This window comes from Thermodesulfovibrionales bacterium, from assembly GCA_035622735.1.
In the GTDB taxonomy this organism is placed as follows: domain Bacteria; phylum Nitrospirota; class Thermodesulfovibrionia; order Thermodesulfovibrionales; family UBA9159; genus DASPUT01.
Window position 1 is genome coordinate 1 of record DASPUT010000008.1, and the last position, 14,185, is coordinate 14,185.

The window sequence follows — 14,185 nt, forward strand, 5'->3', positions numbered from 1 at the left end:
GGTATGGATCTCGTCGATAAAGAGAATCGCCTGGGGGATCTTTTCGATCTTTTCCATGATCGCTTTGAGACGGGCCTCAAAGTCGCCGCGATATTTCGTCCCGGCAAGAAGCCCCCCCATATCGAGCAGGAATATCCTCGACGCCTTCAACGCCTCGGGTACTCGCCCCTGCTGGATATGCAAGGAGAGACCTTCGACAATGGCGGTCTTACCAACTCCGGGTTCACCGACGAAGACGATGTTGTTCTTTCTTCGCCTGCTCAAGACCTGAATGGTCCTCGTGAGCTCTATCTCCCTTCCCACAAGCGGGTCGATCTCACCCTTTGCTGCCTTCTCGACGAGGTCCACGGTAAACAATGCCAAGGGGTCTCTCGCGCGGGCCTGCTCTTGTTCCGGAGAAGGCTCTTCCTCGCCGCCTTGCCCTCCCGGAGGGAGCGCTTCCTCCCTTCGGGAAACTCCATGAGATATATAGTTCAACACATCAAGTCTCGTGATGCCCTCGGCGTGGAGAAAATGAACCGCATGTGAACCCTTTTCGAGGAAGAGCGCCGCCAGGAGATCTCCCGCGTCCGCCTCCTCCTTCTCCGCCGAATGGACATGGTTCAGCGCCTTCTGGATTACCCTCTGAAAACCGACTGCCGGATGAGGATAGAGGTCGGCGTCTCCCTTACGTTTCGGCACGCCCTCCTCAAAAAATTTGTGTACCGATTTCTTGAGCCTCCCGATATCACCGCCGCAGCCTGCAATGATCTCGACGCCCCGTTCGTCATGGAGTACGGCATAGAGGAGATGCTCCACGGTGAGATATTCATGCCTCTTCGCTTCGGCGTCCCGTATCGTGGCTGCGATGATGAGTTCAAGTTCCTTATTGATCATTCCTTCTCCGCAAGACATTTCAACGGAAACTGTTTATCCCTGGCGAGGGCATGGACGAGATCAACCTTTGTCTCGGCTATCTCCTTCACATACACGCCGCATAACCCGATCCCTTTTCTGTGGACGTGGAGCATGATCTGCGTTGCCTCAGCAGGGGGCTTGTGAAAAACGGTTTCGAGGACCGAGACAACGAATTCCATCGTCGTATAGTCGTCGTTAAGGAGAAAGACCTTGTAACGAACCGGCTCCTTAGTCTTCCCTTCCGTCTCGGCATTGAGCTCTTTTCCGGTCTTAACCGCGTGATTGTTCATGCCCTCTCACCTGTCCTTTAAAATATTCTAGCACAGGAAATAACTTCGGAGAAATTACGAACCGATAGACAATGAAGTATCGCGTCTCTTTTCCTTTGAGACAGCCTCTGCTACAATAAGCACTATGCCGAAGGTACCCGAAGCCGTGAAGAGGAACAGGTGAAATTTGCAACGAAACTCATAGGGATATTTTCCGGAATATTTCTCGTCAGTACCCTGTCTGTTACGTATTTTGTGTATACCTCGAACATCAGGATATTAGAAAAAGAGATCAAGGAGAAACTCGAGGCCCAGGCATTCCACACGATGGACAAAATCGACAGAATGCTATTCGAAAGATATGAGGACATGGTGACCCTGTCTTTGGATCCCGTAATCAGTTCTAGGGGTCATACTGCCAAGCAGGTATCCGAGAGGCTCAAGGAGTATCAGCATAACTATCGATTCTATGCCTCACTCTCATTTTTTGACCTGAACCGAGTAAGGATTGCGGATACATCCGGAAAATCTATCGGGAAAAGGCGTGAGCTTGTGGAATACTGGAGAGATATCGACGCCGGCAAAGAATTTGTCGTCAACATCCATAAATCCGTAACCCTGAATACGGTCGTGATCCATTTCGTTCATATTGTCAAAGACAGAAACGGAATCCCCTTCGGAGTTGTCGTTTCTCGGATGCCTGTTGAAAAATTATATGATATCACAAGATTCGTCCCTGTTGTGTCTCATGACAGCGAAGTGCAGAAACACCTCGAAATCGATCTTGTCGACAAAGACGGATTGCTTCTCTATTCCAATCGCAACAGGGCTATTCTGCAAGATTTATCGCCTCATTGGAACTTTGTTAAGGCCGCTCTCGCAATCGGAGAGAACGTGGGTAATCTGAAACATGCTCCTGCGAGGCCGGAGGTGATCACTACCTTTGTGCGTGAACGAGGTTATCTTGACTTCAGAGGCAATGACTGGACTCTCATCATGGTCGTGCCTGCGAGCCTTGCCTTCCTTCCGGCAGATGAAATGAGAAATAATATCATCGGTATCTCTTCATTTTTTGGTATTCTCTCTCTCCTTATCATTTTCCTCTTCTCCCGCACCATTTCCGGTCCGATCCTGAAACTCAGCGAAGCATCCGTCGAGATCGGCAAAGGCAATCTGGATAGTAAGGTGGAAATTGCGTCGCGGGATGAGATAGGTCAGATGGCCGGTGCATTTAATACGATGGCGTCCCAAATAAAGGAATATATCACAACACAGAACCGTTCGGAAGAGGCCTTGCGGAGGAGTGAGGCCAAGGCCAAGGCACTCTTCAACGCCATACCCGATATGATTTTTCGCATCAGCAGGGAGGGATTCTTCTTGGAGTATGAGACTGAACATAACCGCTCGACATTGGTGCCGCCGAGTGAATTTATCGGCGCAAGTATTCGGGAAATCATGCCGTCTGACGTGGCTGAAAAAACCCTGCACCATATTGATAGGGCTCTGCAGGACGGAGAGCTGCAGAGCTTCGAGTACAAGTTATATCTGAATGGTACCCACCGCCATTACGAAGCAAGAATCGTGAAGAGCGGCGAAGACGAGGTTCTCGCAATAGTGCGGGACATTACCGAGCATCGCAGGCTCGAAGAACAGTTGTTCCATGCGCAGAAAATGGAGGCGATCGGTACCATGGCCGGCGGCATCGCACATGAGTACAATAACATCCTCACTGCGATCATGGGATTCGGTGAGATATTACGAGACAACCTGGACAGCGACAATCCCCTGAGAGGCTATGCTGACCTCCTCCTCTCATCCTCGGAGAGGGCGGCCAAAATCACGAAGGGCTTACTGGCATATACGAGGAAACAGGTGACCCTCATGGATTATGCGGATGTCAATGAAATCATAAAGACCATGGAAAGTTTCTTACCGAGTCTTGTCGGTGAGAAGATCCGGTTGTCGATAGAGACTGCCGCAACAGGCTTGCCGGTACTCGCGGACAGGGCGCAGATAGAGCAGGTCCTCATGAATTTGGTAACAAACGCGGTCGACGCCATGCCGGGGGGAGGCGACTTGACTATCACAGCAGCACCGTTTCGCGGTGAAAAGGGATTCGCAGATAATCAAGCCTGCCTGCCGCCGGGGAATTACGCTCTCGTTACGGTGGCGGATACCGGTATTGGCATCGATAGAGAGACACAGGCAAAGATGTTCGAACCGTTCTTTACAACGAAGGAGGTCGGCAAGGGAACGGGACTCGGACTATCGATAGTATATGGCGTAGTACAAAAACACAGGGGATACATAACCGTCGAGAGCGCTGCCGGCCGCGGGACATCGTTCAGGATTTACCTTCCATTACTCGAATCGGAAGGCAATAAGGCACAGGCCGTTCCTCCCGCACAACCGGCCGGCGGCACAGAGACCGTTCTCGTGGCGGAAGATAACGTCTCCGTGCGAAATCTCGTCAGCCAGGTGCTTGAGAATGCGGGATATAGGGTGATAGAGGCTGTCGACGGAATGGACGCCGTACAGAAATTCATCGAGCATGAGGACAGCATCAACCTCCTGTTATTTGATATATCGATGCCTCATATGACGGGTACGACGGCCTATCACGAAATAGAGAAGAACAAGAAAGATATCAAGGTGATATTCTTAAGCGGCTATGCGTACGATGACGACTCCATGAAGGAGATTGCTGACAAGGGGTACCCTTTTATCCAGAAGCCTCTCACTCCGAAGGAGCTTCTCAAGAAATTGCGGGAGGTTCTCGATTAGTTCGCTTACTGCTGACGACGCACAGAAGACCGTGGCTTCGCGCGGAACTGCCGTTATGAGAGCGCTGGGCAAGCGAGATTATTCGTCGGCTGCTCGTCCAGCCCCGGGTTGAAGATTCTTGGCCAGTTGTTTTATTCTTAAAGAGCGGATTATGTCGAGGACGCACAGCGCTGTGAAACGGCCGCCAGATCGACATAAATCCGTGGATGACGCAGGGCAATGACCGGAGGAGGTGATGGAATACATGCTCTCGAAAAATAAGACAGCGTCAGTAGTGATTGCGCTATTTCTCTTGTCAGGCAGTGCGACTGCTACGGTGCTCCTTGACAAAGTCGTGGCTATCATAAACAAGGAGGTCATAACATGGGGTGAACTCTACAGGGCCATGGAGTTCAAGGCGACTGAGGGGTTCAAGGCATTAAGTAACACAGAGAAGATGAAGGTATTCAAGGAAAATGAAGCGGGCTTCCTCGAAAACATGGTTGATGTGAAACTCCAGATACAGGCTGCCAAGAAACTCGATATCGATGCATCAAGCGAGGAAATTGCCGAGGCGATAGACGGGATCAAGAAGAAATATTCTATTGGTGACAAGGAATTTGACGAGTCCCTGAAAAAAGAGGGCTTCACTCTGGAGGAATATAAAAAGCTCCTTGCCGAACAGATCATCCTCAGCAAGGTGGTTAACCAGCAGGTGAAGAGCAGGATCGTCGTATCAGACAGGGAGATAACCGAATACGTCGCGAAAAACAAGGGGGGCGGCTTTAAAATCAGGCAGATATTCTTCAAGAAACCCGACAAGGAGATGGAGAGACAGGCCGTCGAGGCGAAGGCCGAAGATGTATACCGGAGGTTGATGGCAGGCGAAGACTTTCCTTCCCTCGCCGTGAGATACTCCGATGACCCTTCCGGCAAGACCGGAGGCGAACTCGGTTTCGTGAAGAAAGAACAGCTCGGGAAAGAGTTTCTCGACGTGCTCTCCCGTATGAATACGGGTGAGGTGAGCGGTCCGTTCTGGACATCGACCGGCATCCATATTATTCAGCTGGAAGATAAGGAGGATGCCAAGAGCCCTGAAGAGTCGAGGGAGATCGCAAAGAAGAAACTCTCTGAGAAGAAATTCAATGAAGAGTATAAGAACTGGATCAAGAGTCTCAGGGAGAAGTCTTTTGTCGAGATAAGGTTATAGCCGTGGAGAAACTCGCCCTCGGGGTTCTTGCGTCCGGCCGCGGTTCTAATTTCCAGGCGATCATCGACGAGATAGAAGCCGGCAGCCTCAATGCCGTCATAAAGGTTCTCATTGTTGACAATCCCGACTCTTTTGCTATCGAAAGGGCCCGGAAGCACTCGATAGAATTCCTCCATATCGATCCGAAACAATTCAACGCAAGGGAAGCTTTCTTTACCAGGATTGTCGATGAATTTAGGGCGAAAGGTGTCGAACTCGTGATACTGGCCGGCTTCATGCGTATCGTGAAAAGGCCCCTCCTGGAGGCCTTTCCCTCACGGATCATGAACATTCATCCTGCTCTCTTACCTTCCTTCCGCGGCCTCCATGGCCAGAAACAGGCGGTAGATGCAGGTGTGAGGATCAGCGGCTGCACCGTTCATTTTGTAGACGAAGGCATGGATACGGGGCCGACAATAATTCAGGCCGCCGTTCCCGTATCCCCCGATGACACTGAGGAACGCCTTTCGGAAAGGATCCTGCGGATGGAACACAAGATCTTTCCCGAAGCGATTCGGCTCTACAGCGAAGGAAGGCTGTCGGTAGAGGGCAGGGTGGTCAAGATCAAGGACTACGCCTTGAAAGAGGGGGCAATCGCGAATCCCCCGTTACGGTGACGGCGATCATCTCCGATCATGTGAGGGGTATTAGGTAGTCCGCAAGGGTCGCAAGAAACACGGCCACACTGATATATCCGTTCATCGTAAAAAAGGCGACATCGAGTTTCGAGAGGTCATCGGATTTCACAAGGGAATGTTCATAGATGAACAGGCCGGCAACAACGACGATGCCGATCCAGTAGAAGACGCCGCGGCCGAAGATAAGGCCGGAATAGATGAGGAAGCTCATCGCCATGCCGTGAAAGGATCTCGAAAGGAAGAGCGCCTTCTTCAGCCCGAACCTCTGGGGGATAGAATAGAGGCCCTTCGACCGGTCAAATTCGGTGTCCTGGAGCGCATAGAGGACATCGAACCCTGCAAGCCAAAAAACGACAGTAACCGTGAGAGGGAATATCGCCATGTCTATGGTTCCTCTCACCGCTATCCAGGCGCCCAGGGGGGCAAGGGATATCGCGATACCGAGCAGAAAATGGGACATCCAGGTGAACCGCTTTGAGTATGAATAGAGTATGAGCAAGGATAGGGCGAGCGGAGAGAGTTTCAGGCAGAGGGCGTTGAGGTTATAGGCAGCGATTTCAAGTATGACGAGTGAGATGGCAGTGAAGAAGGCGGCATCTCTTATGCTTATCTTGCCGGAGGGTATCTCTCTTCCCCGTGTCCTCGGATTTTCCTTATCTATCCTGCTGTCGATAATCCTGTTTAGGCCCATGGCTCCGGACCTCGCACCCACCATCGCGATAATGATCCAGAAGACCTTCGGGAGAGGCGGAACTCCCGATGCGGCGAACAAGGCGCCGGTGAAGGCAAAGGGCAGGGCGAAGACAGAGTGAGAGAATTTGATCATCCTGAGATAGAGGGTAATTCTGCCCGGCATTTTTTCCATCGGTCATAATACCACAAACGAGCATAGCCGAACATACGGAAAACATTGCATTTCCTGATCGGGACGATTTAAAATAAAAAGTTATTCAGGCAACCCGGTTGAATTTCAAGGAAAGGGGGATTGTGTGAAAGTAGTCGCATTCAATGGCAGCGCCAGGAAAGATGGCAATACCGCTATTTTATTGAATATCGTTCTGGATGAATTACGAAGCGAGGGGATAGAGACCGATCTCGTGCATCTCGCGGGGAAGTCCCTTCGGGGATGCATCGCCTGCTATCGCTGTTTCAACAATAAGGATCGGAAATGCGCAGTCGGTGAAGACAGTGCGAATGAATGCATCGCACGGATGGCCGAAGCCGACGGTATCCTCCTCGGTTCACCTACCTATTTCGCCGATCTTTCTGCGGGCATCAAGGCCCTCATCGAGAGGAGCGGTATGGTTGCCCGAGCCAATGGGGATATGTTCAAACGCAAAGTCGGCGCCGGGGTCGTTGCGGTACGCCGCGCAGGGGCAATCCACGTATTTAGTTCACTGAATTATTTCTTCCTCATCGGTCAGATGATCGTCCCGGGGTCGAGCTACTGGAATATGGCCATCGGAAGAGAGCCGGGCGACGTGATGAAAGACACAGAGGGTGTTCGGACCATGAAGGACCTCGGGCAGAACATGGCATGGCTGCTCAAAAAACTTAATGCTTAAGAGCATCGAAAGGAGATGGAAATGAAATTATTCTTGGCAGCAGTAGTCGGCATCGCCCTTCTGGCAGGTCAGGCTTTTGCAGCAGAAGAGGCGGTTCTCAAAGATCAGAAGGACAGGGTGAGCTACAGCATCGGAGTAGATATCGGGAACAATCTGAAGAAGCAGTCCTTGGAGATCGATCCGGACCTGCTCGCAAGGGGACTCAAAGACGCGTACACGGGAGGCAAGACCGTAATCTCTGATCAGGAAGTCCGTGACATACTGGTCGGTTTGCAGAAGGAGATGGTGGCGAAGCAGCAGGAACAGGCGAAGGTGGTCGCCGAAAAGAACAAGAAGGAAGGCGATGCCTTCCTCGCGGAAAATAAGAAAAAAGAGGGTGTCGTGACCCTACCGAGCGGCCTCCAGTATAAGGTCATAAAGGAAGGCTCGGGACCGACTCCAAAGTTGACCGATACGGTGACCGTTAACTATAAGGGAAGCCTGGTCGATGGAAAAGAGTTCGACAGCTCATATCGACGGGGGCAACCGGCATCCTTTCCGGTCAACGGCGTTATTCCCGGATGGACGGAAGCCTTGCAGCTCATGAAGGAAGGCTCTACATGGGAGATCGTTATTCCTTCCAACCTCGCTTACGGGGAAAAAGGCGCGGGAGGTGTTATCGGCCCCAATGCCACCCTTATCTTTGAAGTGGAGCTTCTCTCGGTGAAGGAGCAGGGCTCTCTCCCCCCCTCGCACCCTTAACGATGCGGCTTACGATGAGAATGGAGAGAAGAGAAGAAAAGCGAAGTACCCTGTAATCGATGGGAACGGATTTGGGGTGGGTCTGCCTTCGTCCATCCCTTCCTTCCCTAATTACGGGAAGCTCGCCATTCAATCAGGACATCTTGCGTCGTCGCTCGCTGCAACTATACCACTCATTCATATCGCAACGGTTCAACAGGGTCCAGTTTCGCTGCCTGCCACGCAGGATAGATGGTTGAGAGAAAACTGATCGCTATTGCCGAGATCGAGACGGCAAGAAAATCCGACACATTCATCTTCACCGGGAGATGGCTCAGGTAGTAAATATCCGGGGGAAGCTTTATGATCTGGTATGTATTAAGGATATAGGATAAGACGTACCCGCCTGTCAGGCCGATACCTGTTCCTGTGAGGCCGATGAGAAAACCCTGGATCATGAATACCGCCATTATCCCCCTGTTCGTGGCGCCCATCGTCTTCAAGATGGCTATTTCTCTCTGCTTTTCGATCACGTTCATAATGAGGGTACTCACGATATTGAAGGAGGCGACAAAGATTATCAGTACAAGGATGATAAACATCGCAAACTTTTCGAGCTTCAGGGCAGAAAAGAGATTCTTGTTCATCTGCATCCAGTCCCTCACGTGATAGGGGACCCCCAGCAATCTCCTGATTCTTTCGCCAGCTTCGGCCGCCTTATAGATATCTCCTATCCGCACCTCAACCCCCGTAACAGAGCTGCCCATTCCGAAGAACTCCTGGGCCTGCTTGAGGCCGACTATTACGAGGTTCGAATCATACTCAAACATGCCAACCTCGAATATTCCGGCTAACCTGAATTTTTTCACCTTTGGGAGCATACCAAGCGGACCGACTTCTCCGGAAGGAGAGAGGATGGATATCTCATCGCCCAGAAAGGCCCCGAGTCTGCCGGCGAGTTCCTTTCCGACTATTATCCCGGGTAATCCTCCGGACCGTTCGTCCAAATCGTTGAGGCTGCCTTCCTTGAGATGGTTTGCGATATCCGTCGTATTCTTTTCAAGAGCAGGCTCGATACCCCTGATGTAGACCCCCTGGCCCTTACTGCCCGAAGAGACCATAACCTGACCAAGAGCAAAAGGCGCGGCAGCAACAACGTCCCTGTCGGTTTTTATCTTCTCGAGGACACCGCGATAATCCTCGATGGTTCCCCTGTAGTCGAGGATTACGAGATGGGCATTCACGCCGAGAATCTTTTTCTGGAGGTCCTCATGGAATCCGCTCATGACGGCGAGGACGACGATGAGTGCCATGACGCCGACAGCGACCCCTCCGATCGAGACCGCCGTCTGGAAGGAAAGGCCTCTCCGTGTCTTTCTCGATCTCAGATACCGGAGGGCGATGAATAGCGGGAATGGATGGTTCACGTCTTTTTAAAGGCTCGCAATGGGGCGTTTCGGGTTTCGACTCGTGAATCTGCAGTCATCTTCATTGTTCCGGCTTTAAGAGGGGAAACAGGATCACGTCCCTTATGGACTGAGAATCCGTGAGCAACATCACGAGTCTGTCGATGCCGATTCCTTCCCCCGCGGCGGGCGGCATACCGTATTCCAGCGCCCTCACAAAATCCTCATCCATGAACTGGGCCTCCTCGTCTCCCTTCTCCCGCGCCTCAACCTGTTTGAGAAACCTCCCTCGCTGATCCAGGGGATCATTGAGTTCGGAAAAGGCGTTCGCGATCTCCCTGGACGCGATGAAGAGCTCGAACCTTTCGACGAGTTCAGGGCAGTCCGCCTTCCTCTTCGCGAGGGGTGAAAGATCGACGGGATAATCGATGATAAAGGTCGGCTGTATCAATTCCGGTTCGACAGCCTCCTTGAATATCTCATCGAGGACCTTCGCGTGCGATGCCCCTTTTTCTATAACTATCTTCCTCGATCTCGCCCAGCTCATCGCCTCCGCAGGATCCGTGATTGCGGTGACGGGCATCCCCTTTTCGCCTAAGGCATCGAGCATCGGCAGCCTTTTCCAGGGAGGGGTAAGATCTATCACGGCGTCACCGAAAGGAATCCTGAGTGTTCCTGCCACCTTTTCAGCCGTATGACAAATAAGCTCCTCCGTGAAACCCATGAGAAAGGTATAGTCCTTATACGCCATGTAGAATTCAAGCATGGTGAATTCTGGATTGTGTTTCGTCGATATTCCTTCATTTCTGAAATTCTTGTTGATCTCAAAGACGCGCTCATAGCCCCCCACGAGAAGTCTCTTCAGATAGAGCTCGGGAGCAACCCTGAGGAAGAGGTCCATGCTGAGGGCATTATGGTGTGTCTTGAAGGGCCTGGCGGTCGCACCTCCGGGGATCTGATGCATCATCGGCGTTTCCACTTCGATAAAACGTTTTGCCTCGAGGAAATCCCTGATAGCTTTGATCGCGATGCTCCTTTTCTCGAAGGTCTTCTGAACTTCGGGGTTAACGATCAGGTCCACATATCGCTGCCGGTATCTCATCTCGATATCCTTGAGGCCGTGCCACTTTTCCGGAAGGGGTCTCAGCGACTTTGTGAGGAGCTTGAAATCTTTCACCTCTATCGTGAGTTCCTCGGTCTTGGTCCTGAAAAGCCTGCCCCTTAAGCCGACGATATCCCCCACATCCAGCTTCTTCACAATCGAATAGCCCTCCCCGAGCATGTCCTTCCTGAAATAGACCTGAATCCTCCCCGATGAATCCTGTAGGTGAGCAAAGGCTGCCTTCCCGAAGTCACGCATGGCCACAATCCTGCCTGCTATTGAGCATACGACGGGAATCGCTTCGAGTTCCTCTTTAGAGAGCTTATCGTATCTCGAGAGGATCTCAGAGGCGTGGCTGTCAGCCTCAAAGGATCCGCCGAAAGGCTCTATTCCTGCTTCCTGAAACTCCCTGAGTTTCTTCAGCCGCTGTTCTATCTGTTCGTTGATTTCGAGCATTTTCGCTGCTGATTATAAAGGTTGCCTTTTCGGATAGTCAAGGCTGTCGAGTGCGTTCTTGCATCAGGGGGACGCCGGATGTTATTTTTAATGATGCCGCAAAAGTACTACATCGAGACCTTCGGCTGTCAGATGAATGTCCACGATTCGGAGAAGATGGCGGGCGTCCTGAGCAAGGAAGGTTACTTGCCGACTAACGATCGGTGGGAAGCCGATATTATCATCTATAACACCTGCAGCATCCGGGAGAAGGCTGAACAGAAATTTTTCAGTGAGCTGGGAAGGATTAAGAGCCTTAAGAAGCGAAGACCCCATATCAAAATAGCCGTGGCCGGATGTATCGCCCAGCTTCAGAGAGAGGGAATTTTCAGGAGAGCCCCCCATGTAGACCTCATCTTGGGACCGCAGAATATCCATCGCCTGGCCGGCCTTGTAGGTGCTCCTTCTCACACAACAGCAAATGAAGAAAACCCGGGAATCGCCGATAACGACCTGCCCGTGCTCAGAAATCGTGGGGGTAGGGCGTGGGTATCTATCATGTACGGATGCGATAACTTCTGCAGTTACTGTATCGTCCCTTACACGAGGGGCAGGGAAAGAAGCAGGCCGTCTGAAAAGATTCTGAGCGAGATAGCCGAACTCGGTCGGGAGGGTTTCAAGGAGATAACATTATTGGGTCAGAATGTAAATTCATACAGGAGTGATCTCGACTTCCCGGGGCTTCTGAGAAAAATCGATTCACTCAGGAGTATCGAGCGGATACGTTTTGTGACATCTCATCCTAGGGATCTTTCGGATAGACTCGTAGACGCCATCGCTAACCTCGGGAGGGTTTGCGAACACCTCCATCTCCCTCTTCAATCGGGTTCAGACAGGGTGTTGAATCTCATGAACAGGGGATATACTTCCGGGGAATACCTGGAGAAGATTATTCTCTTGAAGGAGAGGATTACGGGGGTTTCGATAACGACAGATATCATTTGCGGGTTTCCAGGCGAGACAGAGGAAGACCATGGAGAAACAAAGAAAATGCTGAAGGAGATCGAGTTTGACGGAATATTCGCGTTCAAGTATTCCCCGAGGCCCGGGACGGCTGCCGCCTCGATGGATGGACAGGTCATGGGTGAGGTGAAATCGAGAAGACTGAGCGAGATCCTAGAATTGCAGGACACTATCACGCTAAAGAAAAACGGGGGTCTCTCAAATACCGTGCAGGAGGTGCTCGTCGAAGGTTACAGCGAGACAGATCTCACCATGCTGAGCGGAAGGACTCGTGGAAATAAGATTGTGAATTTCATGGGAGATTCGTCTCTTATAGGTAGCCTTGCTATGGTGAGGATTACAGAAGCTAAGAAACACTCCCTCGAGGGCGTTGCCTCATGAAAGTCGCCGTATTGACCCTCGGATGCAGATCAAATCAGGCAGAGAGCGCACAGATAGAAGCTGGTTTTCGGGCAAATGGATATAGCATTGTATGCCTTTCTGAAAGACCCGACCTTTGTATAATAAATACCTGTTCCGTTACCTCAAAGAGCGACTACCAATCGAGACAGCTCATCAGAAGGGCTCACAAATCAGAAGCGAGAGTGATAGTGACCGGTTGTTATGCGGAGCTGAATAGAGATTCCGTCCTCTCTATGGATGGCGTTTCAGCCATCGTCAGGAATGGAGATAAATTAAAGATCATCGATGAGATAACAGGAAAAAATGTTAATGCCCCTTCACATTCCGAAACAGGCGGTAGGAGCCGCTTTACCCTGAAAGTTCAGGACGGATGTAATCAGTCATGCAGCTATTGTGTCATCCCGAAGGCGAGGGGATATTCCCGTAGCATTCCCCTGGAAAATGTCGCTCTCCTTGCGGAAGAAGTATCCTCTCTCTACAATGAGATTGTTCTTACAGGAATTAATTTAGGGACTTATGGTTATGACCTCATACCTAAAGTTACTCTTTCAGATCTGCTCAGGGTCTTACTCAGTTCAACAAGCATCACAAGGATACGGCTAAGCTCTCTAGAAGTTAGCGAATTAACTGAAGACCTGATAGAACTTCTCGCTGATACAAGGATATGTAATCATCTCCATATACCGTTACAGAGCGGAGACGACAAAATACTCACTACCATGAACAGAAACTATGACGTTCGAACCTTTGTCTCGAGAATTGATCATATCGCAACGAAGATACCCGATGTCTCTATCGGGACAGACGTGATTGTCGGATTTCCCGGGGAAGGCGAGGCGGGATTTCTTAACACAGTCACCGTATTGAAATCTCTCCCTCTCACGTATTTCCATATTTTCCCATACTCCCGGAGAAACGGCACGCAGGCTGCAATGATGGCAGGTCAGGTCGATGAAAGTATTAAGAAAGAACGATGTGCGCTTCTTCTCTCATTGTCGAATGAGAAAAGAAGCGCTTATATGACGCGGCAGATCGGTAAACTCCTTGATGTCCTAGTGGAGAAGCGATATGAAGATGGTTCCTTCACCGGGACAGCCGCCAATTATCTGAAGGTGAGGGTGATTATGGAGAATGCTGGCCCCAAGGAGATTGTCAATATTAAGGTTGCGGGCCATGATGGTAAGTATCTCATCGGCGTTCCGATCGAAACGAGCTAACATATGATATATGAAGCATTTCTTCTCTGCCTAAATCCTGCTCAAAAACGTTAGGACCATTGACCATCAAGTTGCTCATGAAAGATTAAACGGGCTTAATAACATTTTACTAACAAATGATGTTCGTACTTAATGTCTGATAAGATATATTATGTAAAGTTCTGTATGCTTACATTATGCATTGTCCTTGCCTTGTGCATTCCGATATGCTACTATCCTACAGGGTCCCATAGTAGCCTGTCCTCCTTATGGCACGTTATATGTTCGAACGTGATGGGGACCTGTTTCTGCTCTATGAGGATGGCAATTTTCTTATTTCCTTCTCTCGTTCCAATCTCAGGGCTTCTCTCGAAAGTTTAAATCGATCCTCCCAGTGGGTTGGATGTATTGTGCGATTGCTGAATCAGAAATTTCCCCTGCCCCCTAAACCGCTTTTTGCTGACAGTTTTCAGAGGGCTTTACGTCTCTTAGGCGATAGAGGGCTGTCTGATTATCTTAG

Annotated in this window: 12 protein-coding genes; 7 read left to right on the forward strand and 5 right to left on the reverse strand. The window is 50.6% G+C overall.

The window, feature by feature from the left end; genetic code table 11:
• Both VEI96_00230 and clpS read right to left on the reverse strand, forming a co-directional pair.
• Positions 1–876, reverse strand: an 876-nt coding sequence (locus VEI96_00230; protein HXX56406.1) for a Clp protease N-terminal domain-containing protein, incomplete at its 3' end; no start/stop codon positions are given.
• Positions 873–1,187: an ATP-dependent Clp protease adapter ClpS gene (gene clpS / locus VEI96_00235; protein ID HXX56407.1), complete on the reverse strand. Its 315-nt coding sequence runs from the start codon at positions 1,185–1,187 to the stop codon at positions 873–875. The genes VEI96_00230 and clpS, both read right to left, overlap by 4 nt.
• 159 nt (positions 1,188–1,346) lie before the next feature.
• Here clpS and VEI96_00240 point away from each other — a divergent pair, with 159 nt between their 5' ends.
• The 3 genes from VEI96_00240 (at position 1,347) to purN (ending at position 5,795) form a co-directional block, all read left to right on the forward strand.
• Positions 1,347–3,950 (forward strand): ATP-binding protein, encoded by a 2,604-nt coding sequence (locus VEI96_00240; GenBank protein ID HXX56408.1) that lies wholly within the window; start codon positions 1,347–1,349, stop codon positions 3,948–3,950.
• Positions 3,951–4,185: 235 nt separating this feature from the next.
• Positions 4,186–5,139 carry a peptidylprolyl isomerase gene (locus VEI96_00245; GenBank protein HXX56409.1) on the forward strand — a complete coding sequence of 318 codons (954 nt, stop codon included), beginning with the start codon at positions 4,186–4,188 and terminating at the stop codon, positions 5,137–5,139.
• 2 nt (positions 5,140–5,141) lie between these two features.
• A complete protein-coding gene (gene purN, locus VEI96_00250; protein HXX56410.1) occupies positions 5,142–5,795 on the forward strand; it encodes a phosphoribosylglycinamide formyltransferase in 654 nt (217 codons plus the stop codon).
• 16 nt (positions 5,796–5,811) lie between these two features.
• Here purN and VEI96_00255 read toward each other — a convergent pair whose 3' ends face one another.
• Entirely contained in the window at positions 5,812–6,681 is an 870-nt protein-coding gene (locus VEI96_00255; protein HXX56411.1) for a UbiA-like polyprenyltransferase, read from the reverse strand.
• 124 nt (positions 6,682–6,805) lie between these two features.
• On the opposite strand from VEI96_00255, the gene VEI96_00260 reads away from it, so the two are divergent.
• Both VEI96_00260 and VEI96_00265 read left to right on the forward strand, forming a co-directional pair.
• On the forward strand, positions 6,806–7,381 hold the full coding sequence (locus VEI96_00260) for a flavodoxin family protein (protein HXX56412.1): 576 nt from the start codon (positions 6,806–6,808) through the stop codon (positions 7,379–7,381).
• A gap of 21 nt (positions 7,382–7,402) precedes the next feature.
• Positions 7,403–8,122, forward strand: coding sequence for an FKBP-type peptidyl-prolyl cis-trans isomerase (locus VEI96_00265; GenBank protein HXX56413.1), 720 nt, complete (start codon positions 7,403–7,405; stop codon positions 8,120–8,122).
• A gap of 173 nt (positions 8,123–8,295) precedes the next feature.
• Here the strand turns inward: VEI96_00265 and VEI96_00270 are convergent, their stop codons facing one another.
• Both VEI96_00270 and lysS read right to left on the reverse strand, forming a co-directional pair.
• Positions 8,296–9,528, reverse strand: a complete 1,233-nt coding sequence (locus tag VEI96_00270; protein HXX56414.1) for a lipoprotein-releasing ABC transporter permease subunit — start codon at positions 9,526–9,528, stop codon at positions 8,296–8,298.
• A 61-nt stretch (positions 9,529–9,589) separates the two neighbouring features.
• Positions 9,590–11,065: a lysine--tRNA ligase gene (lysS, locus tag VEI96_00275; protein HXX56415.1), complete on the reverse strand. Its 1,476-nt coding sequence runs from the start codon at positions 11,063–11,065 to the stop codon at positions 9,590–9,592.
• A 78-nt stretch (positions 11,066–11,143) separates the two neighbouring features.
• Here lysS and miaB point away from each other — a divergent pair, with 78 nt between their 5' ends.
• Positions 11,144–12,448 (forward strand): tRNA (N6-isopentenyl adenosine(37)-C2)-methylthiotransferase MiaB, encoded by a 1,305-nt coding sequence (gene miaB / locus VEI96_00280; GenBank protein HXX56416.1) that lies wholly within the window; start codon positions 11,144–11,146, stop codon positions 12,446–12,448.
• A complete protein-coding gene (gene mtaB / locus VEI96_00285; protein ID HXX56417.1) occupies positions 12,445–13,686 on the forward strand; it encodes a tRNA (N(6)-L-threonylcarbamoyladenosine(37)-C(2))-methylthiotransferase MtaB in 1,242 nt (413 codons plus the stop codon). Before miaB ends, mtaB begins: the two co-directional genes overlap by 4 nt.
• Positions 13,687–14,185: the final 499 nt, after the last annotated feature.

Excerpts from the sequence above, each read along its gene's own strand:
- miaB (HXX56416.1), top strand. The coding sequence starts at position 11,144 with ATGTTATTTTTAATGATGCCGCAAAAGTACTACATCGAGACCTTCGGC.
- VEI96_00255 (HXX56411.1), bottom strand. The coding sequence starts at position 6,681 with ATGGAAAAAATGCCGGGCAGAATTACCCTCTATCTCAGGATGATCAAA.
- VEI96_00265 (HXX56413.1), top strand. The coding sequence starts at position 7,403 with ATGAAATTATTCTTGGCAGCAGTAGTCGGCATCGCCCTTCTGGCAGGT.
- VEI96_00245 (HXX56409.1), top strand. The coding sequence starts at position 4,186 with ATGGAATACATGCTCTCGAAAAATAAGACAGCGTCAGTAGTGATTGCG.
- clpS (HXX56407.1), bottom strand. The coding sequence starts at position 1,187 with ATGAACAATCACGCGGTTAAGACCGGAAAAGAGCTCAATGCCGAGACG.
- mtaB (HXX56417.1), top strand. The coding sequence starts at position 12,445 with ATGAAAGTCGCCGTATTGACCCTCGGATGCAGATCAAATCAGGCAGAG.
- lysS (HXX56415.1), bottom strand. The coding sequence starts at position 11,065 with ATGCTCGAAATCAACGAACAGATAGAACAGCGGCTGAAGAAACTCAGG.